This window comes from Fictibacillus sp. UD (assembly GCF_043558025.1).
In the GTDB taxonomy this organism is placed as follows: domain Bacteria; phylum Bacillota; class Bacilli; order Bacillales; family Fictibacillaceae; genus Fictibacillus.
Map to the genome: position 1 here is coordinate 85894 of NZ_JARUHH010000004.1, position 19866 is coordinate 105759.

Genomic DNA, 19866 nt, shown 5'->3' on the forward strand with positions numbered 1-19866 from the left:
AAATATTTTAGAGAGAAGGCTAAAAAATGAAAGTACCTATGTTAGATCTTACAGAACAATATCAAAACCTAAAAGCTGAAATCCTTCCGGCAATGGAAGACGTTATGTCTAATGCAAGATTCATTTTAGGTGACAACGTAAAAAAATTAGAAGCTGACGTAGCGAAGTACAGCAATGTTAACCACGGAATTGGAGTAGCAAACGGAAGTGATGCTATTCATATCGCATTGTCTGCGATTGGTGTGGGCCCTGGAGATGAAGTTATCGTTCCTTCTTTCACATTCTTTGCAACAGCAGGTGCTGTAGCACGTGCAGGTGCAACACCAGTATTCGTTGACTGTGATCCGAAGACATTTAACATCGATCCAGCTAAAATTGAAGCTGCTGTAACGGATAAAACAAAAGCTATCGTTCCTGTTCATTTATATGGACAAATGGCTGATATGGATGCCATTGTTGAGATCGCGAAGAAGCATAACTTAGGAATCGTTGAAGATGCTGCACAAGCAATCGGATCTAAATATAAAGGTAAAAGCGTTGGTGAGCTTGGAACTGCTGCAACATACAGTTTCTTCCCAACTAAAAACCTTGGTGCATACGGTGACGGTGGTATGGTCGTTACGAACGATGACGAGCTAGCTGAAAAAATGCGTGTTATTCGCGTTCATGGAAGTAAGCCAAAGTATTATCACCATGTATTAGGATACAACAGCCGTTTGGACGAGCTACAAGCTGCTATTCTGAATGTTAAATTCCCACACCTTGATGAGTGGAGCGACCTTCGCAGAGAAAAAGCAGATAACTATACAAAACTATTGAATGAACAATTAGGTGATAAAGTGGTGACACCATTCATTGCTGATTACAGCCACCATATTTTCCACCAATATACGATTCGTGTAGAGCGCCGTGACGAACTTCAGAAGTTTTTACAAGAGCAAGGGGTTTCTACAATGATTTATTATCCAAAACCTCTTCATTTACAGCCCGTATTTGCTGAGCTAGGTTACAAAGAGGGAGACCTGCCTGAAACAGAAAAAGCAGCGGCTGAGGCAATCTCTTTACCAATGTTCCCTGAATTAAAGGTTGAGCAGCAGCAATATGTTGTTGAGAAAATTGCTGAATTCTACAGCAAAAACTAATATTCCATTAAGTGTTCATCCTTGACTGTGACAGGGTGAACACTCTTTACATACTTACGGAAGAAGGTGTCTTACATGACAGTACAAAAAGGTCAAAATGTTGTAATCGGTAATGACGTTACATTAGGTGATAACGTAATCATTGGGCACAATGTTGTAATTTATGATGGAGTTACGATCGGAAATAACTGTATTATTCAGGATAACGCGGTTATAGGAAAGCAGCCTACACGTGCAAAAAACTCCATTCTGCCAGAGGTTAAAACATTACCGCCAACAGTTATCGGCTCAGGTGTTACTATTGGTACTTCTGCTATCATCTATGCGAATGCAGAGCTTGCTGACGATGTTTTTGTTGCAGACCTGGCTACAGTTCGTGAACGTGTAACAATTGGAGAGAAAACAATTGTAGGGCGTGGAGTATCTGTTGAGAACGATTGTAAAGTAGGAGTGAAGTGTAAGCTTGAAACAAACTGCTATATCACAGCTTACTCTGAACTTGGTGATTATGTATTCATCGCACCTTACGTCGTGACAACAAATGATAACTACATGGCAAGATCAAAAGAGCGTTACGATAAATTTAAAGGTGTTACGATCAAAAACGGAGGAAGAGTAGGAGCTAACTCTACAATTCTTCCTGGTAAAGTGATCGAAGAAGACGGAACAGTTGCAGCAGCAAGTGTTGTTACAAAAGATGTGCAAAGTGAAGATCTAGTGGTTGGTTCACCAGCACGTGTGTTAAGAAAAGTTCCTGAGAATCAGCTTTTGAGAAATCAGGATTAATAAAAAGTTAAAAGGAAAAGCACACGAAGCGCATCGTGTGCTTTTTTTAGTTTAATACAATTTTTTTGCAGTAGTTCCAGGATAATAAAACTTAAGGATATCGGTGTATGGCTTACTTTCTCTAGCCATCTGTTTGGCACCATACTGGCTCATCCCGATGCCATGGCCAAATCCTCCACCATTAATAACAAAAGCAGTTTTGTCAGTATTTTCACCAAAGCTCTTAATATAAGGACTGTACATTTTACTAGATCCGATCATGGACCTTATATCATATGCTCGTCTGCTGACTGTCATCGTATTTAGTTTTAATACATTCTTATTTTCATCATTTGTTTCCATCACATAGCCATTTGCTGTTTTTTCGTAATAAGTAAACGTTATGCTTCCATTAATCAGTTGGTCTGCACTAAATGAAGTTGTAAAGTTAACATTTTGCACATCTGCTATGCGGATATCCGACGTTTGATTAATATATTTATATGCTTTTAAATAGTTTTTGAAATTTACCATAAAGCTGTCAGCTTCCTTGGCATTGTTCCACCAGTTATCAAGTTCTGCTGTTTTTGTATGGTCGAGCGTCTTTAATGCTTCAATATCAATTTGTTTTTTCTTGATTGAATATGACCAATCCTTCAAAGTACTTTGACTTCTTAAATCATAGGGGTCATTTGTTAAAACTGAATAAGATAAACGAGCAGAACCCCATGAGTTTTTATTTGTTAAAACTTTCCCTCCGTTTGAAGAGTAATAGAAAGTCTGAGCTACACCGTTTGGATTGATAGATGTTACTTCAGAAGGATGAGTAAGAATTAACCCTCTTGTTTCAGCAACAGCTTGATTACTTGTCGCATACCAGCTAGGTCCCCATGTATATCCTTTATATACCTGGTTTGCCTGACTATCATCAATCGCCATATTTCCTTTTCTAAAAACAAACGATCTAGCTGCCACGGCTTGAGCTTTCAGTGCTTCTTTTTCCCACGTATAGCTCATTTCAGCTGGCAATACTCCCTTTAGATAATCTTCTATCGGGACGTTTTGATTGATTGGACGGATGTAATTGCCCTCAATCGTAAATTTCATGTCTCCAAGATAGGAGAGATTATTATCAATTTTAATTACAGATGACGTGCTATACGCATCAGGTCCTAATGTAAATGTTGATGCGTTGAAATCTTTAATTTTTGTTGAATCTTTATAAAGCCAAAGCTCGCTGCCGTCTTTCTTAACTGTGTAAGATGTGTCAGGGCTTAGGACGGCAGGAAGGTTCGACATAACACCATTTGATACGGATGCTGTACCTCCTAAGACAGTAAAATCAGATATCGCTTTTAAATCTATTACACTCTTAGTAGCTGATGGCACATAGGTTGGCATCGTTAAAAGCAGTGGTGCATCTTGTTTTGCTGCGTATACTGAACCTGTTAAAGCATCAGCAAAGGTAAGACCAGTGGCAACAAAAGCTCTATTAGATGACATGTTTAGTTTTTTTAGAATATTTGCTGCAACTTCAAAACGGTCAGCTCCGCCGATACGGTCAGCTCCTGGTAGCTTTGAGTAAACCGTTGGACCGACACTAGCTTCTCCACCTACGACAATTGTTTTAGTAGTCTTATTTGATCGTAGTGCTTCTTCTGTTTTTGCTGGCAGCTTGTTTGGCTGTGCCAAAAGGATTGGATACCCTTTTCTTGCTGCATAAGGTGCTATCGCGAGTGCATCTGGAAAGTTCATTCCATTTGCAACGATTGATGTACCAGGTGTTCCTAATTCACTCGAAATCTTTTGAGCAACTTCAAAACGGTCAGCACCGCCAATTCTTCTTACAGAGATATTGCTGCTGATACTTTTAATATCTCTTACTACATTATCTGATACACTGCCTGTTCCTCCGACAATGATTACTTGACTAGGCATTATATTTTTAATGTCATTTTTTGCTTCACCGGTTAAGAAATCTTTTTGGGTTAAAAGAATCGGACCTTTGTATTTATAAGCCAGTGGTGCAGCTGAAAGTGCATCTGCAAAAGCACTATAGTTTGCTAATATGACAGTTTCTGCACTATTTCCCCAGCTATTAGCTGCAACTTTTGAGGCAACGACAAAACGGTTAGCTCCATCGAGTCGTAAGGAATTATTTGTTTTGATTCTGTATTGTCCTTTTGTACTAATTGCAAGTGAAGTTTTGTTTCCTATGTAATTCTGGAGCTTAACTGAAACCGTGGGTTCAGCAGCCGAACTTTTCCCTACAGATGTAAATGCGATGGATGAAATTAATAGAGTAGAAACAAATAATCTATTAATTTTCCTATTGAACTTCAAAAAATCTCCCCCTAATACTATTTTGAAAATACCTAAAATGAAAATGCGTAATCCGCAAAAAAATACAAAATAAGAGATTATTTTATAAAAAATTACAATTACTTTAAAATTATGACATAAATTCATTATTTTTGAATAGGTATTTTGTAATCTTTCCACTAATATCGGAAAAAAATTGAAATTTTTAATAGGGAATTTAAAGGTGAGATAGAAAAGTGAGGGAAATAGGGGGAATTAAAAAACACCTCTCTGCTTCAAAAGCAGGAAGGTGTTTTAGACTTTAGACGTTATTCTTTTATAAATACTTCTGGCAAGAGAAGAATCATAAAGCTAAGAATTAAACCGATTAAGAAGCCGAATGCCACGTTATTTTTTGTACTTTCTTCAACCTGATCCAGCTGAACATCTTTTAATACAGTAACTTCTCTTAAGCCAGAAATGATGAGGTCGTAATCACTTGCTGTTTTATCTGAATCAGATGCTTGTGATTTAGCTTTTTCCAATATTTTAGCCAAATCGTCCTTTTTGTCTATTGATTCATTAATGTATTGGTCTATCACTAATTTAAGGGTTTTTTCAGTTTCTTCTGGGGTATCGCCTGTGTAGCTAATACTAAGAACCTTAGCAGCTTTAATTACAAAACTAATATTAGCCTTTAATTCTTCAGGATCAATATCTTTATTCTCTGTTTTTATGTTTTTAATGAAATCGTCACTCGTCATATAAATTTTAGCATATTCAGCATCGGAAAAATCAGTAAAGTCCAATTCCACAACTTCTTTACCAAATCTAGCAAGCTGAATATCTGCACTTGCAGTATATGATGCTGGTCCTTCTTTTTGGAAGAGATAAGCAGCTCCAGCAGTCAATAAGGGCAGCAGAATTAATAATATTGCAAGCTTTCTAAATCTCTTCCATATTCGTTCTAACGTTTCTTTCATTTGTTTTCCTCCGATTAATAGGATTGATGGATGACAGGTTCGCAGATCTCCAATAGTTAATAAAACCTATTGCAAACGCAAAGAGAAGCCATAAATAATTTAAAGTAATCTGTGAGCTCGGGCTGATGCTCGCCAGGAAAAATGCTACCAGAGCTGAGCATAAGGCTTCTGCAATCATACGGCTATTTCCAGCGGCGTCTTTAAAGATCTTATACAAGTAAAAGATCAAGCCAAAATAGATGAGTAAATAACCTATAAATATAAAAATACCATAATTGACCATCATTTCAATCCACCAATTGTGAATATTTATGATTGTATGTGTAGGATACTTACCAAAAAGCTGCATGTAATGTTCTGAATTACCTGTACCGATTCCAAAACCAAATGATTCGGCAATGAATTGCATCGAGTTCTTTATTAAATTAATTCTTATTTGCATCGAGCTTCCTTCAGTTACATTCGAAATAGTAGAAAGAAGACTAAAAATGGAATTGAAGCCACTATATATTTTTTGAGGTACTAATATTATTGCTAATGTACTGAAAATTAATAAGAGAACAATTATATATCTCTTTACACGGCGTGACGTTAGAAAGAGGAACCAGAATATCAAACCGAGTAGTATTGCAATGTAATTGGCACGTGATGATGTTAAAGACATGATGTACAGTGCAAACAATAACAAGCCGGCAGACCCAGCTTTAACGATTAGCCTCTTAGAATTTATTAAGAGTGCCAGAGCAAAAAAGAAACTTATTGAAATGAAGCTGGCAAAATCATTTTCATTAGCAAAAACAGAAGTTGGTATCGATTTTTGGTAAGTATCAATTCCATAGAATCTTGAAACCGGAAAGTGGATCAACGTTAAATTATTGATTAAACCAAATACAAGAAGAAGGAAAAACATGAAAATCCAAATATAGAATAGATTCACGTAGTGTCTTTCTTTTTTTAATATAAAAGTCACAAAGAGAATTAAGCTTATTCCAATTATTAAAAAGATTAAATCGATGATACCCGCTTTTATGGACTTGGCCCAGACTAGCGATGTAAGGCCGTAAATTATCCAGATGATATGAAACATAATGATATTTTTTACATTAATGTTTGACCATGGTGTAAGGCTGTCCTTTTGAAAGTATTTTATTAAAAATAGAGGAAGGACAATTAAGAATAACAACCGATAAGGAAAGAGGCTGAATGGACCTACATTTACGCTTGCTATAGCAGGACCGAAAAATGAACTGATAATCAATAAATAGAGTAAGTTCTCCAAGGCTGTATAACTGTATATTAAGGGTTTAAAGATAATAAAAATCAACAAGCAGCCAAGGATTACTATGAAACCTAGGAGCACAATTTTTGAGTCTATTGACAATAGGCCGCCAGTTAAGATCCATCCTAAAATGACTGAGCATAGTAATGCTATGATAATTTGATAAATGATACTTTTTTGGGCTTTTAAATATAACATGTAGCGCGCATAGACTCCTTTCTTTTTCTCCTATCACAAGTATTGAGTATATCATAAATGATACTGTATTCAGCCTTTATTTAAGGCATTTACATTAGATTAAAAATATTGTAACTTTTCTTCAAAATATTTGATAGAAATACAGTTATAGGGTTTTGATTACATAAAAAATCGGGAAGAAATCGGTAGGACAGAAACGGTCAGTTAACATAAAAAATTGTCGAAATATAAAGTGTAAAGAGAATGTGAACTTTTAGTGTTATTGGTTGTGTAATTTACTGATAATCTATATACTTTCATCTTAGGTACACAGTCTTTCTTAAAATTAAAAATTGTGAATTGTTCTAAAGAGGGGATATCATGGAAACATTGCTGTTAACATGCTTTATATCGTTCCTAACCGTATTACTTGTAACACCGTTAGTAATAAAGTTTGCGATAAAAATTGGCGTAACGGACAAACCAGATAAAAGAAAAGTACATCAAAAAGTGATGCCTAGATTAGGCGGACTTGCTATAGTCATTGGAGTAATTGCAGGCTACTTAACAGCAGGACTTCAATATAATGCAGTAACTGGAATTACAGTTGGAGGTATCATCATTGTGATCGTTGGGTTAATCGATGATAAGTTCTCCATTTCACCAAAAATGAAACTTGCGGGTCAGCTTCTTGCAGCTCTAGTCATCGTTGGAACTGGCTTGACAATCGATTTTATAAGCATTCCATTTCTAGGCAGATATGAGCTTGAATTTTGGGCTTATCCTATTACAATCTTTTGGATTTTAGCGATTACCAATGCAATCAATTTAATTGATGGCTTAGATGGACTTGCAGGAGGAATCTCTGCAATTGTCATATCAACCATTGCGATTATGGCTGGCTTGAATGGAAATATTCTAATCCTTACGCTGTCGCTTATTGTACTGAGCTCAACGGTTGGATTCTTATTTTACAACTTCCATCCAGCAAAGATTTTTATGGGTGATACAGGTTCTCTGTTTTTAGGTTATTGTATATCAGTGCTTTCACTATTAGGTCTATACAAAAGTGTTACTCTGTTCAGTTTTGTCGTTCCAATCATCATTCTGGGAGTACCGGTATTTGATACGACCTTTGCAATCATTCGAAGACTTGCAAATAAACAGCCGATTTCAGCACCTGATAAAGGTCATCTTCACCATCGTTTGCTGCAACTCGGATTGTCGCACAGAAACACTGTGCTAGTTATATACGCACTAAGCATTCTGTTTAGTGTTGCAGCTGCTCTGTTTTCGGCCACGACGGTTTGGGGAGCGATTGCCATTATTGCTGGTTTGTTAGTTCTGCTGGAAATCATTGCGGAATTAATTGGACTGGTTCATCACAAATATCGACCACTGTTGTATATTTGGAAAAAAGTCTTCAGTCCTAATTCTGGACAACAAGTTAAAATTGAAAAGAAGTACTTTTAAAAAACTTGCTTATTTAGGCAAGTTTTTTATTATTTTATCCATTTTAAAGATGATGCAATCATGCACTTGAATCAAACGGAAAAAAAAACCATTAGTAAATGGCTCCTGTTAAAGGAAATCTAATGAAAGGCACAACAAATTAACTTTAGAGGGAATCCATATGATAACTAATCCTTTTTTCATCGGAGTCATTTGCTTTTTAACAGTGGTGCTGATCACTCCTTTTGTTATAAAACTTGCCATAAAGATAAATGCTGTGGATCAACCGAATCAAAGGAAGGTTCACACGAAAGTGATGCCTCGATTAGGTGGACTCAGTATTATCATTGGAGTAACTGTAGGCTATTTCATGAGTGGTATATTTGAAGAACAAGTTTTGGGAATCTCTTTAGGAGGATTGGTCATTATCATATTGGGATTTGCTGATGATATTTATCAATTATCAGCGATTAAAAAATTAGCGGCACAAATTCTTGCAGGTTTATTAGTTGTGATGAGCGGCTTAGTTATTGAAGTCATTAACATCCCTTTTATCGGAACATTTGATATTGGTTATCTCTCTTACCCCTTAACTATTTTTTGGATTATCGCGATTACGAATGCCATCAATTTAATCGATGGTCTAGATGGATTAGCGGCAGGGACTTCAGCGATTATAGTAGCCACTATTGGTGTTTTAGCATTTTTAAGTGGTAAAGAAATGATTCTAACCTTTTCAGTTATTATTTTTGGAAGCGTTGTAGGGTTCTTATTTTATAATTTTCATCCAGCTAAAATCTTTATGGGGGACATAGGAGCACTATTTCTAGGGTATTGCATTGCCATCCTTTCTCTTTTAGGACTTTATAAAAGTGTTACTTTATTCAGCTTCATTGTACCCATTCTTTTGTTAGGTGTACCTATATTTGACACAGCCTTCGCCATCATTAGAAGAATCGCGAATAAACAGTCAATTGTTAAGCCCGATAAAGGTCATTTGCATCACAGATTGTTAAAAAAGGGATTGTCACATAGAAATACGGTGTTATTTATATATGGAATGGGATTGATCTTTAGCACAACTGCAATTATACTCCCTTTAACAACACTGAGAGGCACCATTGTAATCATGGTTTTACTCATCGTCTCTTTACAATTTTTAGCTGAAAAGATTGGTTTAGTGAATGAACGATTTACCCCATTTTTAAATATATTGCAAAAACTAAATCCGAAAAATAAATAAAAGACTCCAGATTATGTTGATCTGGAGTCTTGCTTGTTCTTATAAACTTATTGATTGTAATCATTATCTGCATTCGGTAACTCATTTTCAATATCAAGTATTTTAGATAACTTTTCTCTAATTTCAAGAACAGATTCATCAGTTGGAATTTCATAGGAAACCCCATTGATTGTTTCAGGATACGTTTTAAGTTGTAGGGTTTCAAATTCTTTATTCTTTAACGTTTTATAGAAATTTCTCATAGCAAACATTTCTGTTGTAGAAATGTTTGTTTTTACGTTACTTCCCAGTTGATCAATGACATTGTCGGCTTTAGAGAAAGATTGTACAGAGATCGCTTTATCCATGATCGCTCGAATTGCTTCACTCTCACGTTCGTTTCTTCCGATATCACCACGTGGATCTTGTTTCCTCATCCTTACGAAAGCCAATGCTTCTTCGCCATCAAGCTCCATTGGACCTTCTTTAAACGTAATCATTCGATTGAAGGAAGCTTGTTTAAAATCAAACGGTACATTTACCGTTATTCCACCAAGTTCATCTACTACATCTTCAAACCCATCAAAATTTGTGGAAACAAAATAATCGATAGGAACCCCAAGCAGTTCTTCGGTAGCTTCCATTACTGCTTGTTCACGCATGCCTTTTTTACCATATGCATACGAATGATTAATTTTATCTTTTTCTTCAATAGCAGGTATATACGTTCTAGTATCACGAGGGATATTAATCATTGCTGTTTCTTTTGTTTCTGGATTGATTGTTATTAGTTTAATGACATCTGCTCGTCCTACATCATTTGCTTGATAGTTCTCAATTCCAACCAATAAGATGGTGACTGGATCTTTTCCAAGCTTCACTTCGTCCATTCTTAAATCGGATTTATCTTTATCAAGATCAACAAAGCTTTTATCTGCATTGGCTTTAATTTTATATGCTAAATAACCACCGTAGCCAGCGGCACTTAGAACGAATAAAAGGGAAACGACTAGTACGAAACGCATAAGTCGACGGAAAGGACTTCTTTTACGCTTTCTTCTTCGTGCCCTTGTATTTTTCATTTGATGATTCATAAAAAATAAACTCCCTTAGTCCAATAGAATTGGAAGTATTAATGGTACTTAGCTCTTTTTTCATAATAGCGTATGAGAAAAAAATAGACAATTGTCTAAAAAACGACAATATAGCTTTCGGGTGCTCATAAAATTTGATGGGTATACTTTAGGATTTCACATCATCTTCCAAATACTCCTGCTCACCAAAAACAATTTCACTCTGGGCGTTTGAAAGATCAGTAATCCACTCTTTAAATGAGTCTCTTTCTTTTATCGGTACATACATTTGAATCTCTACTTTTTCCATGTAGGTCATCTCTTTGATGGGGTAGATGGAGTTGCGCAGCTCGTTTTCCATTTTGCCGAGAAGTGTGTAATCCACGGTGATGTGAACGATCTGTTGAAGTTGGCGTTCAACTACGCCAATATGGTTGAGGCCTTCTGAGACGGACTTGCCGTATGCGCGGATTAATCCTCCCGCACCAAGCTTGATCCCTCCGAAGTAACGGGTCACAACAGTAACCGTGTCTTTCAATTCCCGTTTTTTGAGGACTTCTAACATCGGAACACCCGCTGTGCCGCTCGGTTCACCATCGTCGTTTGCTTTTTGGATATTGTCGGTTTCTCCGATCAAATAGGCAGAGCAGTTGTGTGTAGCGCTGTTGTGTTCTTTTTTGATTTGTTGGATGAACTGAATGGCTTCTTCTTCTGTTGTTGCTCGTGCAATATGGGCGATAAAGCGCGACTTTTCGATGACGATTTCGTGCTGGCCGGTTTTCTTTACAGTAAGATAGTTGGATAACATGTATGGGGTTGCTCCTTTAATGTGGTGGTATGATTAAGGGATTTCTCAGCTGATATGGCAGTTTTGGTATGCTATGCTGCTCTTGAATGTGGTTGATTTCCGGTCCAGGTTGCTCGCTTTCCGCGGGGCAGGCGGTGAGCCCCTTGCCGCTTTGCGCCATTAAGTGTCTCACCTGACCGCTTGTCCCGCAGGAGTCTCGCACCTTACCCTCCAATCAACTTGTCAGTGAAGATAGTACAAAACGACTTGAAAGTAACAACCTAATTAAAAACTTTCGCTAACATTTGTAGATATTTAAAGACAATAAGTTACATAAGAGAATACTCGCTTATTTAGAATACACATTTGTAATTTGCACGCCTAATTATTAGTTAATGATGTGTACAAAAGCCATATATTAAACAAGGAAAAACATCAAACCTCAAAAAGAGGTGAAAATTGATGTCAAAATTGTCGAAAAATCTTCATTCCTTTAGTAGAACATGATATCCTTCATTATAAGGTGATTTTAAATAGCATTCAAATTCTTAAAAATTTTTTTAGCAAGAAAAGTCATAAAATTCCACATCTTGGCGAATGTAGTATATTAGAAGGATTTAAGTCTTCTTGTGTTTAGTGCTAAGGGTGGTTAAGAAGTCCTATATGCAAATTAGGCAAGATGGTTCTAGAACTTCCGTTTATACTTCTTTATCGTTTTAATTGGGGGAAATTTACATGACTGCAGCTAAGTTAACGATAGATCCACATTTGTTGGACGGAATATTAAATCAAACCATCGATACGGTTACAGAAAGTCAGTCTCAGATCTTTGAAATCAGCGAACAATCACGGCAAGAGTTCCAGCAACTGCACCGAGAGCTTGAATTGGTGAAGCAGCAAGTGATAGAGGTCATCCATAAGTCGGATCGTACTGAAGAGTATGCGAAGCTAGCCCGTACACGTTTAGCTGAGGTGAGCAAGCATTTTCAAAAGTATAGCGAGTCTGATATTCGTGATGCGTATGAGAATGCGAATAAGTATCAAATCGAGCTTTCTATCATCCGTCAGACCGAAAAACAGCTTCGAGAAAAAAGAGACGAGCTGGAGCGGAGAATCGGTGCACTGAACGATACTGTACAAAAGGCTGAATCTCTGGCAGGACAGATTTCTGTTGTTTTAAATTATCTTAATGGAGATTTAAGAAAAATTAACGAACTCGTTCAAGATGCGAAACAAAAGCAGGAATTCGGTCTTCAAATCATAGAGGCACAGGAAGAAGAGCGGAAGCGGGTATCCCGAGAAATACATGACGGTCCTGCACAGCTGATGGCAAACGTCCTCATTCGATCAGAGCTTTTAGAGAAAATCTATGTCGAAAAAGGAACTGATGCTGCCCGTGCCGAAATAAAAGACTTAAGAGTTATGGTTCGCGACTCATTAAAAGAAGTTCGCCGAATTATATATGATTTACGTCCGATGGCATTAGATGATCTCGGCCTCGTTCCGACACTTAGCAAGTATTTGCGCAACGTGAAAGAGAGCACAGGTAAAGAGGTAGATTTACATGCACTCGGCCAAACAAGAAGATTTCCGAATAAGATGGAGATCGCGATTTTCCGATTGGTGCAAGAGTCAGTCAACAATGCAGTCAAACATTCTGACGCAAAGCTGATTGAAGTGAAACTCGAGTTTACCCAGAAATTTATTTCTTTATATATCCGAGATGATGGCAAAGGATTCGATATGGCCAAGCCTGCAAAGTCCAATTCCTTTGGCATGATGGGGATGAGGGAGCGGGTAGAACTGCTCGAAGGTACGCTAAAAGTGAAATCCCGCATAAACTTCGGTACAAGTGTTTACATTCAAATTCCCATTCAAGACTAGGAGGGTTCACACATGAATAATGTTAATGTGTACGAAAATAACGCCTCAGCACCTGAGAAAACAAGAATAGCTATTATCGACGACCACCGTTTGTTCCGTGAAGGAGTTAAACGCATTCTAGATATGGAAGATCAGTTCTCTGTTGTTGCTGAAGGTGATGATGGATCAGAAGCGGAAAACATCGTCCGCGACCACAATCCTGATGTTGTTTTGATGGATATCAACATGCCGAACATAAATGGCGTTGAAGCGACTCGCCGTTTGGTTGAGAAATCTCCAGATACGAAGGTAATCATTCTATCGATCCATGATGATGAGACATACGTGTCCCATGCGGTTCAGACTGGTGCATCGGGTTACTTATTAAAAGAGATGGACGCTGATTCATTGATTGAAGCGGTTCGAGTGGTAGCAGATGGTGGAGCATATCTTCATCCGAAGATCACGTATAATCTTCTGAACGAGTTCCGTCGTTTATCAACATCTAACAAAACACAGCAAAACAAGGCTGGTTTCGTTGAAGTAGAATACCGCAAGCCTCTGCACATCTTAACGCGTCGAGAGTGTGAAGTGCTTCAGTTGTTAGCTGATGGACGCAGCAACCGTACGATTGGGGAAGAGCTGTATATCAGCGAGAAGACGGTTAAAAACCATGTGAGTAACATTCTTCAAAAGATGAATGTCAACGACCGTACGCAAGCGGTAGTTGAAGCGATTAAGAATGGCTGGGTAAAAGTACGTTAATTGATAGTAGTGATGAAAAAGACCTTCGAGTGAGAAGGTCTTTTTCTTATGAAGAGCTGTATGGCGTGGTGCTTGATGCGAAGACTCTATATGAAAATTTTATTGTGGACAAAGTTACTTGGTTATAGCAGGGATGGAGTGTAAGTTGTTGATTTCCGTTACAGATGCTCGCTTTCCGCGGGGCAGGCGGTGAGCCACATTCGTACGTTTCACGTATAAGTGTCTCACCTGTCTAGTTGCAGTGGCTAGCCCCTCGAGGTCAAAAGTTAAATGGTCCAGAAGGCAAAGTGCGCCTTCCTAGCCCATTCACCTTTTGCTTGTCGGGGCTGAACGAGCCACTTCCACTTTTCGGACTGCCCGCTTGTCCCGCAGGAGTCTCGCATCTTTCACTTCAATCAACTTGTCAGTGAAGAGTAAAAACAAAAAGAGTCAGAAGTAAAAACTAATTTAGAGTCCTTTAACATGTTAACTCATGCTCATCTCAAGAATTCGATCCTCAGCGGGCACATTAAGTGGAAATTCAAGAGAGACCCTCGTTCCACTGCCTTCTTTTGATTCAATCTGCATCTTTCCGCCGTGGTTTTCGACGATTTGATAGCAAATCAGCAGGCCTAGTCCGGGATTGCCTTCTTTTGTTGTGTAAAAAGGCTGCCCGAGCTTAGATAAAAGGTGATCGGGTATGCCTGGGCCATCGTCTTGGATAGATATATGAATGCTTTCCTCATCCTGTTCTAACTGAACAGAGATGTTTCCCCATGATGGTGTGGCTTCAATAGCATTTTTCAATATATTTAAAAAGAGCTGTGTCATCAAATTTTCTTCACATTTGAAAATTACCGGTTGATCGGGCAGATTCAATTCCAGTGAAGTTGTGTGAAAGTCTGTTTCGTCTTCAATGAATTTAAGCGAGCGTTTAATAACGGCATTTAAGTCATGGTCGTTTTTTAGGATCATGTGCGGTCTTGCCAAGATCATAAGCTGGCTGATGATAAAGTTAATGCGTTCGGTTTCTCGAAGCATGATGCCTAAGAAATGGTGTGTTTCTTCTGTTGTATTTTGAGATTTGAATAGCTGTGCAAAGCCTTTGATAGAAGTGAGTGGATTACGTATTTCGTGTGCAAGACCTGCGGCAAGTTCTCCTACATAAGCAAGAGTATTTGCTCTTTGCTTAAAGTTTTGCGCTTCATTTATGGCAGTCATGTCTTTTGCGATCCCGATAACAGCGGTAATATCATTTCTTGTAGAATAGGGAATGCTTGTAACCTCGAGCTCTATTTCTTGTCCACACTTATTAAAAATCGTGAGGGCACGCTTTGCAGTGCCACCTTGCAGAACTTGTTTTAAAAAACCAAGAGACGTTTCGATTTCTTCTTCTTTTATGAGATCTGTATAGGGCATGTTTTGTAACTCTTGAAGTGTATACCCGGTCATACTTAAGAAGGAAGAATTGGCTTTTATAAAGTATCTGTCTGGCCCGATTACGTATACACCTTCAGGGTTTAATTCAAAGAGTGAGTTATAACGATGTTCCGATTCTAGTAGTTCGATCTGTTGTTGAACGAGCTTTTTTTGGTTGTGCTGTTCTAAAATATATAAAATTAATACGACGATCGTCGCTCCGAAAACAAGCAGCGTAGCGACCATATTTATATTATTTAACGGAAAGTCGTTATGCCAATTAAAAGTTGGACTAACAGTTATTAATGCCATTTCTCCAATATAGTGCATAAGGCTGACTCCAGTTGTGAATGACAAACTCGTAAGAACTTTTTTGAATGGTAAGTGGGGAGCGGATAAAATCGAAAAACCTAAAGCTGAAAAAACAATAGCAGAACCAACAGAGAGGACGATATAAAATGTATTTGGCTGGATCGTCATAGGAATGTGCATGGAAAACATCCCAATCGAATGGACGGAAATAAGACCACTGGCAAAAATAAGAGCAGGTGCCAATCGTTTATTTTGAGCTTTTGGTGAGGTGAATAGGAAAAAAGCCAAGTAGGAAAAAACGATGCCAGTAGCAAATGCGGCAGCCATCGTCGGCAATTTATAGACAAACGGAACAGGGCTCTGGATAGATAACATTCCCATATAATGCGTAGCCCACACAGCGATACCCATTGTAACGGAACCTACTAACAAGAAATAGAGCTGCGACTTTTGCTTTTCTATGTGACTTAATGCCCAGTCTATAGAAACTAGAGCAAACAGAAAGCAAACAAATAGAGATAATATTACGATATATAGATTATGATCCAATGGTCCTAACCCTCCCTGAAATCCTGTTTCACATTGTAAATTCTTCCATTTCCGACAAATTCCTTCTTACTTCGAAAAAAACTTTTAAAAAGTTTAAGTATTCGCGTGCTGAATAATGAACACCCTAAATGTATCACTTTTATAGCTATTAAAAAAATATATAAATGCTTAAAAGAGCTCATGTATTATTTCGGAATTTATTAAACTCCCTTAAGTAAATGACCAACATTTTTATGTAGTCAAAACAAAATGAATAAAACCGTACTGAATCCTTTTGAAGGATAGGAAGAGGAGAAGACGAATAATTAGTTTAAGATTCCTCTTCAACAGTTTGGTATATTCATTTACTTCATTGACAAGTTGATTGCAGTGAAAGGTGCGAGACTCCTGGGGGATGAGTGTGACAGGTGAGACTCATATGGCGCAGAGCGGCAGGAGGCTCACCGCACGCCCCCCGGAAAGCGAGCACCTGTAACGGAAATCAACTACTTTCAAAATCTACATTGAGTACGGAAAACAACTTCTAGGAAAAAGTGAATTTAGTGAATTAGTTTTAATGATGGTGTACACTGTTAGATGAGATAAAACAAGATTTTTGCACAAGAGAGGACTAAAAATATGAGCAAGGTAGCCGTCATTACAGACAGTACTTCATACATACCCGAACATATCCGCAACGAAAAAAATATTGTAATGATTCCGCTCAACGTGGTTTTCGACAATGAAACATACAAAGAAGAAGCCGAAATTAAAGCAGACGATTTTTACGATATGGTGAGTAAAGAGGAAACTCTGCCAAAAACATCTCAGCCAGCGATTGGCGAACTCGTCGAACTATTAGAAGAGCTTTCAAAGAATTATGATGAAGCAGTAATGATTACGTTATCGAGTGGCATAAGCGGTACGTACCAAAGTGCCGTTGCGGTAGGAGAGATGGTTGAAGGAATTAAACTTCATGTGTTTGATTCAGAGATCAGCTGTTCACCACAAGCTTTTTACGTATTGAAAGCTGCTGAATTAGCAAGTGAAGGTTCGAACGGTTATGACATTATGAATCACTTGTTGCAAATGAAGAATAATGGAATTCCAGCGTACTTCATGGTAGATGATTTAAACCATCTGCATCGCGGCGGTCGTTTGAACACAGCTCAGCTTTTTGTAGGGAACCTGTTGCAGATCAAACCGATTCTTCACTTTGAAGACAAAAAGATCGTTCCGTTTGAAAAAGTTCGTACAAAGAAAAAAGCATTAAAGCGCATTTTCGACATCATGGATGAAGATGTAAAGCCTAATGACAAAATAAAAATCAGTGTGATTCATGCCAAGCGTGAGGATGAAGCCGTAGAAATTGCTGAAGAGCTTCGCCAAAAGTTTGTGAACGCGGATGTTTGGGTTAGCTACTTTGGACCTGTAATCGGTACTCACCTAGGCGAAGGTTCACTCGGAATTACGTGGATAAAAGAATAATCATTGGAGAGATGAAAATGAAATCTCTAACACATCGGGAGACAACACAATGAGGTTTGTCTCCTTTTTTTTAAACAACCGTTTAACAATCGCTCCTGAACACCTCGTGAATGACCCCAGTATAAAAGCAGTTCCGTTTAGTAAGCTTCCATCAGTTAATCAGCCAACCTTAAATCCAGCATTTTCGTTTGATGAAAACCTTCAGCAAATCCTTCATGGTAAGTCACTTCTGTTTGATGAACTTCCCTTTATAGTAGAAAGAATTCAAGAGCATTATGAAAATGGATATTTGAATTATTCAGATGGTGTAAGAAAAACCAAGTATGGTTATACGTGCAGTCGGTGTGGTAATGAGAAAAATCACTTATTTGCTTCTTTTTCTTGTTTTCGGTGTAAAAGTGATGCATGTGTGTATTGCCGAAACTGTATCATGATGGGCAGAGTGAGCGAGTGTACGCCTTTGTTGTCGTGGACGGGGCCTAAAGTGTATTGGTATGAAGAAAATAATCTTTTGTGGGATGGCAAGTTATCGAGTGGGCAGCAAGTTGCGTCACAGAGGTTTGTTGATGGAGTTGGTGGTGAGGGGGAACTTTTAATATGGGCTGTGTGTGGAGCGGGTAAAACAGAAGTGCTCTTTAAAGGAATTGAGAAAGCATTGAAGTTGGGATTACGAGTTTGTATCGCAACACCTCGAACAGATGTTGTATTAGAATTGGCTCCTCGACTAAAAGCCGTATTCCCTGAAACGTTAGTAGCCAGTTATTATGGCGGATCAGATGAGATGGAAACACCGGCTCAACTTGTCATTTCAACTACACATCAACTGTATCGATTTAAACAAGCGTTTAACATTATGATCGTAGATGAGGTGGACGCCTTTCCGTTTTCCTACGATAAAACCCTTCAACATGCTGTTTCTCAGGCCGTGACTCCAGAGCACTTCACTCTGTACTTGTCCGCAACGCCATCTAATGTAATGAAAAAAGCTGCAAAAAAAGGTCAGCTTTCTTGTGTGAAAATTCCACAGCGATTTCACGGCTACCCGTTGCCAGTACCAAAGATAGTTTGGAGTGGAGAGCGGAGAAAGAAAATAGCCGCTGGAAATTTGCCGCCTGTTTTTGAGAAGTGGTTGAAGAAACAGGTGGAGAGTGGGCGACGAGCAATGATCTTTGTTCCATCTGTATCGATGCTCGATACAGTGACTGACATCATAAAAAAACACGTATCTATTCAGGTAGATAGTGTTCATGCTGAGGACCCACTGCGAAAAGAGAAAGTACAGAAATTCAGGCAAAAAGATATACAGCTTTTAGTTACGACTACTATTTTGGAACGTGGGGTTACAATTCCCATATTAGATGTAGCCGTCTTTGGTGCGGATCATGATGTGTTTTCTGAGAGTGCTCTTGTTCAAATAGCAGGAAGAGCAGGTAGAAGTAAAGACGAGCACGATGGGCAAGTACTCTATTTTCACTATGGGAAATCGTTGAGTATGGTGAGAGCGAGTAAGCATATAAAAGAAATGAACAAGGAGGCTGAATCTTGAGTTATTGTTTATTTTGCCATGAATCATACTCTGAGACCTGGTCATGGCAAGCTCTGTTTGGCTTAGTGAATTCACCATTGTTATGTCAGGACTGTGAAGGTAAGTTGGAGTTGATTAAAGGAAAGATTTGTAGAATATGTGGTCGTGGCTTTTCATTATTTCCCGAGCAATATCGACAGGGTGACTGCTGCTTTGACTGCATTCGGTGGGAGGAAGATCCAACATGGAACGGTGTTCTACAGCAAAATCGGTCACTTTATGTCTATAACGACTTTTTACAAGAGGTTATTGCGAAGTTGAAATACCGTGGAGATGCTGAAGTCGTTAAAACGTTTTACCCAGTCGCTAAAACTGCATTTAGTAAGATTTCCCGAAATGCAATCGTCGTTCCGATTCCATTAAGCGAAGAGAGACAATACGAAAGAGGATTTAACCAGGCTCAACTTTTGGCGAGAGGAATTAGCGCACAACCTCATCTACTATTAAAAAGAAAAACCCATGAAGAAAAACAAAGCAAGAAGAATCGTGAAGGAAGAATGCTGCAAAAAGAGAATCCATTTGAAGTGGTTGAGACAGAAAAAGTCCAGAAACAGAACGTTTTATTAGTCGATGATGTGTACACAACAGGCAGCACACTCCGATATGCGGCTAAAGTCCTGTTAGAAGCGGGGGCTAACGAAGTCTCCTCTATCACCCTAGCTCGATAAATAAAACGAATGACCTGTTAAAACCTCCGTATCGTACTCCGATATAAATAAAAGATAGAGTTGTTAAGGAGCGGAATG

17 protein-coding genes are annotated in these 19866 nt (G+C 38.3%); 10 read left to right on the top strand and 7 right to left on the bottom strand.

Translation table 11 applies throughout. The features are described 5' to 3' along the window. The first annotated feature begins 26 nt into the window (after nt 1-26). The gene (locus tag P8610_RS08490; RefSeq protein WP_394603991.1) at nt 27-1142 is read left to right on the top strand and encodes a DegT/DnrJ/EryC1/StrS family aminotransferase; all 1116 of its coding nucleotides are present in this window, start codon (nt 27-29) and stop codon (nt 1140-1142) included. Between the two features lie 75 nt (nt 1143-1217). Continuing rightward, nucleotides 1218-1928, top strand: coding sequence for a DapH/DapD/GlmU-related protein (locus P8610_RS08495; protein WP_394603992.1), 711 nt, complete (start codon nt 1218-1220; stop codon nt 1926-1928). Nucleotides 1929-1979: 51 nt separating this feature from the next. Here the strand turns inward: P8610_RS08495 and P8610_RS08500 are convergent, their stop codons facing one another. From P8610_RS08500 to P8610_RS08510, 3 genes are all read right to left on the bottom strand, one after another. Beyond that, entirely contained in the window at nt 1980-4250 is a 2271-nt protein-coding gene (locus P8610_RS08500) for a cell wall-binding repeat-containing protein (RefSeq protein WP_394603993.1), read from the bottom strand. A 287-nt stretch (nt 4251-4537) separates the two neighbouring features. Continuing rightward, on the bottom strand, nt 4538-5191 hold the full coding sequence (locus tag P8610_RS08505) for a hypothetical protein (protein WP_394603994.1): 654 nt from the start codon (nt 5189-5191) through the stop codon (nt 4538-4540). Further along, nucleotides 5154-5855, bottom strand: coding sequence for an O-antigen ligase family protein (locus tag P8610_RS08510; protein WP_394604234.1), 702 nt, complete (start codon nt 5853-5855; stop codon nt 5154-5156). The genes P8610_RS08505 and P8610_RS08510 overlap by 38 nt, the downstream gene beginning before the upstream one ends. Between P8610_RS08510 and P8610_RS08515 the strand changes: the two genes are divergently transcribed. The 3 genes from P8610_RS08515 (at nt 5830) to P8610_RS08525 (ending at nt 9342) form a co-directional block, all read left to right on the top strand. Then, entirely contained in the window at nt 5830-6015 is a 186-nt protein-coding gene (locus tag P8610_RS08515) for a hypothetical protein (RefSeq protein ID WP_394604239.1), read from the top strand. The genes P8610_RS08510 and P8610_RS08515 overlap by 26 nt on opposite strands. A 1013-nt stretch (nt 6016-7028) precedes the next feature. Then, a complete protein-coding gene (locus tag P8610_RS08520; protein ID WP_394603996.1) occupies nt 7029-8120 on the top strand; it encodes a glycosyltransferase family 4 protein in 1092 nt (363 codons plus the stop codon). Between the two features lie 160 nt (nt 8121-8280). Then, on the top strand, nt 8281-9342 hold the full coding sequence (locus tag P8610_RS08525; RefSeq protein ID WP_394603997.1) for a glycosyltransferase family 4 protein: 1062 nt from the start codon (nt 8281-8283) through the stop codon (nt 9340-9342). Between the two features lie 47 nt (nt 9343-9389). On the opposite strand, the gene P8610_RS08530 is transcribed toward P8610_RS08525, so the two are convergent. From P8610_RS08530 to P8610_RS08540, 3 genes are all read right to left on the bottom strand, one after another. Next, entirely contained in the window at nt 9390-10415 is a 1026-nt protein-coding gene (locus tag P8610_RS08530) for an LCP family protein (RefSeq protein ID WP_394603998.1), read from the bottom strand. Nucleotides 10416-10563: 148 nt separating this feature from the next. Next, a complete protein-coding gene (locus P8610_RS08535) occupies nt 10564-11202 on the bottom strand; it encodes a YigZ family protein (RefSeq protein WP_394603999.1) in 639 nt (212 codons plus the stop codon). Nucleotides 11203-11218: 16 nt separating this feature from the next. Next, nucleotides 11219-11404, bottom strand: coding sequence for a hypothetical protein (locus tag P8610_RS08540; protein ID WP_394604000.1), 186 nt, complete (start codon nt 11402-11404; stop codon nt 11219-11221). A 512-nt stretch (nt 11405-11916) separates the two neighbouring features. On the opposite strand from P8610_RS08540, the gene P8610_RS08545 reads away from it, so the two are divergent. Continuing rightward, complete coding sequence (locus tag P8610_RS08545) at nt 11917-13065, top strand: sensor histidine kinase (protein ID WP_394604001.1); 1149 nt, start codon at nt 11917-11919, stop codon at nt 13063-13065. Between the two features lie 12 nt (nt 13066-13077). Further along, nucleotides 13078-13809, top strand: coding sequence for a response regulator (locus P8610_RS08550; protein ID WP_137792006.1), 732 nt, complete (start codon nt 13078-13080; stop codon nt 13807-13809). A gap of 465 nt (nt 13810-14274) precedes the next feature. Here P8610_RS08550 and P8610_RS08555 read toward each other — a convergent pair whose 3' ends face one another. Next, entirely contained in the window at nt 14275-16068 is a 1794-nt protein-coding gene (locus P8610_RS08555; RefSeq protein WP_394604002.1) for an ATP-binding protein, read from the bottom strand. Between the two features lie 618 nt (nt 16069-16686). On the opposite strand from P8610_RS08555, the gene P8610_RS08560 reads away from it, so the two are divergent. Genes P8610_RS08560 through P8610_RS08570 form a run of 3 tightly spaced genes read left to right on the top strand, consistent with a single transcriptional unit; the run spans nt 16687 to nt 19788 of the window. After that, complete coding sequence (locus P8610_RS08560; protein ID WP_394604003.1) at nt 16687-17535, top strand: DegV family protein; 849 nt, start codon at nt 16687-16689, stop codon at nt 17533-17535. A gap of 49 nt (nt 17536-17584) precedes the next feature. Further along, complete coding sequence (locus P8610_RS08565; protein ID WP_394604004.1) at nt 17585-19081, top strand: DEAD/DEAH box helicase; 1497 nt, start codon at nt 17585-17587, stop codon at nt 19079-19081. Then, nucleotides 19078-19788, top strand: a complete 711-nt coding sequence (locus P8610_RS08570) for a ComF family protein (protein WP_394604005.1) — start codon at nt 19078-19080, stop codon at nt 19786-19788. Before P8610_RS08565 ends, P8610_RS08570 begins: the two co-directional genes overlap by 4 nt. Nucleotides 19789-19866 lie beyond the last annotated feature (78 nt).

Coding starts and splice junctions, on each gene's coding strand:
- P8610_RS08510 (WP_394604234.1), bottom strand. CDS start 5,855: ATGTCTTTAACATCATCACGTGCCAATTACATTGCAATACTACTCGGT.
- P8610_RS08545 (WP_394604001.1), top strand. CDS start 11,917: ATGACTGCAGCTAAGTTAACGATAGATCCACATTTGTTGGACGGAATA.
- P8610_RS08520 (WP_394603996.1), top strand. CDS start 7,029: ATGGAAACATTGCTGTTAACATGCTTTATATCGTTCCTAACCGTATTA.
- P8610_RS08530 (WP_394603998.1), bottom strand. CDS start 10,415: ATGAATCATCAAATGAAAAATACAAGGGCACGAAGAAGAAAGCGTAAA.
- P8610_RS08550 (WP_137792006.1), top strand. CDS start 13,078: ATGAATAATGTTAATGTGTACGAAAATAACGCCTCAGCACCTGAGAAA.
- P8610_RS08525 (WP_394603997.1), top strand. CDS start 8,281: ATGATAACTAATCCTTTTTTCATCGGAGTCATTTGCTTTTTAACAGTG.
- P8610_RS08565 (WP_394604004.1), top strand. CDS start 17,585: ATGAGGTTTGTCTCCTTTTTTTTAAACAACCGTTTAACAATCGCTCCT.
- P8610_RS08535 (WP_394603999.1), bottom strand. CDS start 11,202: ATGTTATCCAACTATCTTACTGTAAAGAAAACCGGCCAGCACGAAATC.
- P8610_RS08560 (WP_394604003.1), top strand. CDS start 16,687: ATGAGCAAGGTAGCCGTCATTACAGACAGTACTTCATACATACCCGAA.
- P8610_RS08505 (WP_394603994.1), bottom strand. CDS start 5,191: ATGAAAGAAACGTTAGAACGAATATGGAAGAGATTTAGAAAGCTTGCA.
- P8610_RS08495 (WP_394603992.1), top strand. CDS start 1,218: ATGACAGTACAAAAAGGTCAAAATGTTGTAATCGGTAATGACGTTACA.
- P8610_RS08490 (WP_394603991.1), top strand. CDS start 27: ATGAAAGTACCTATGTTAGATCTTACAGAACAATATCAAAACCTAAAA.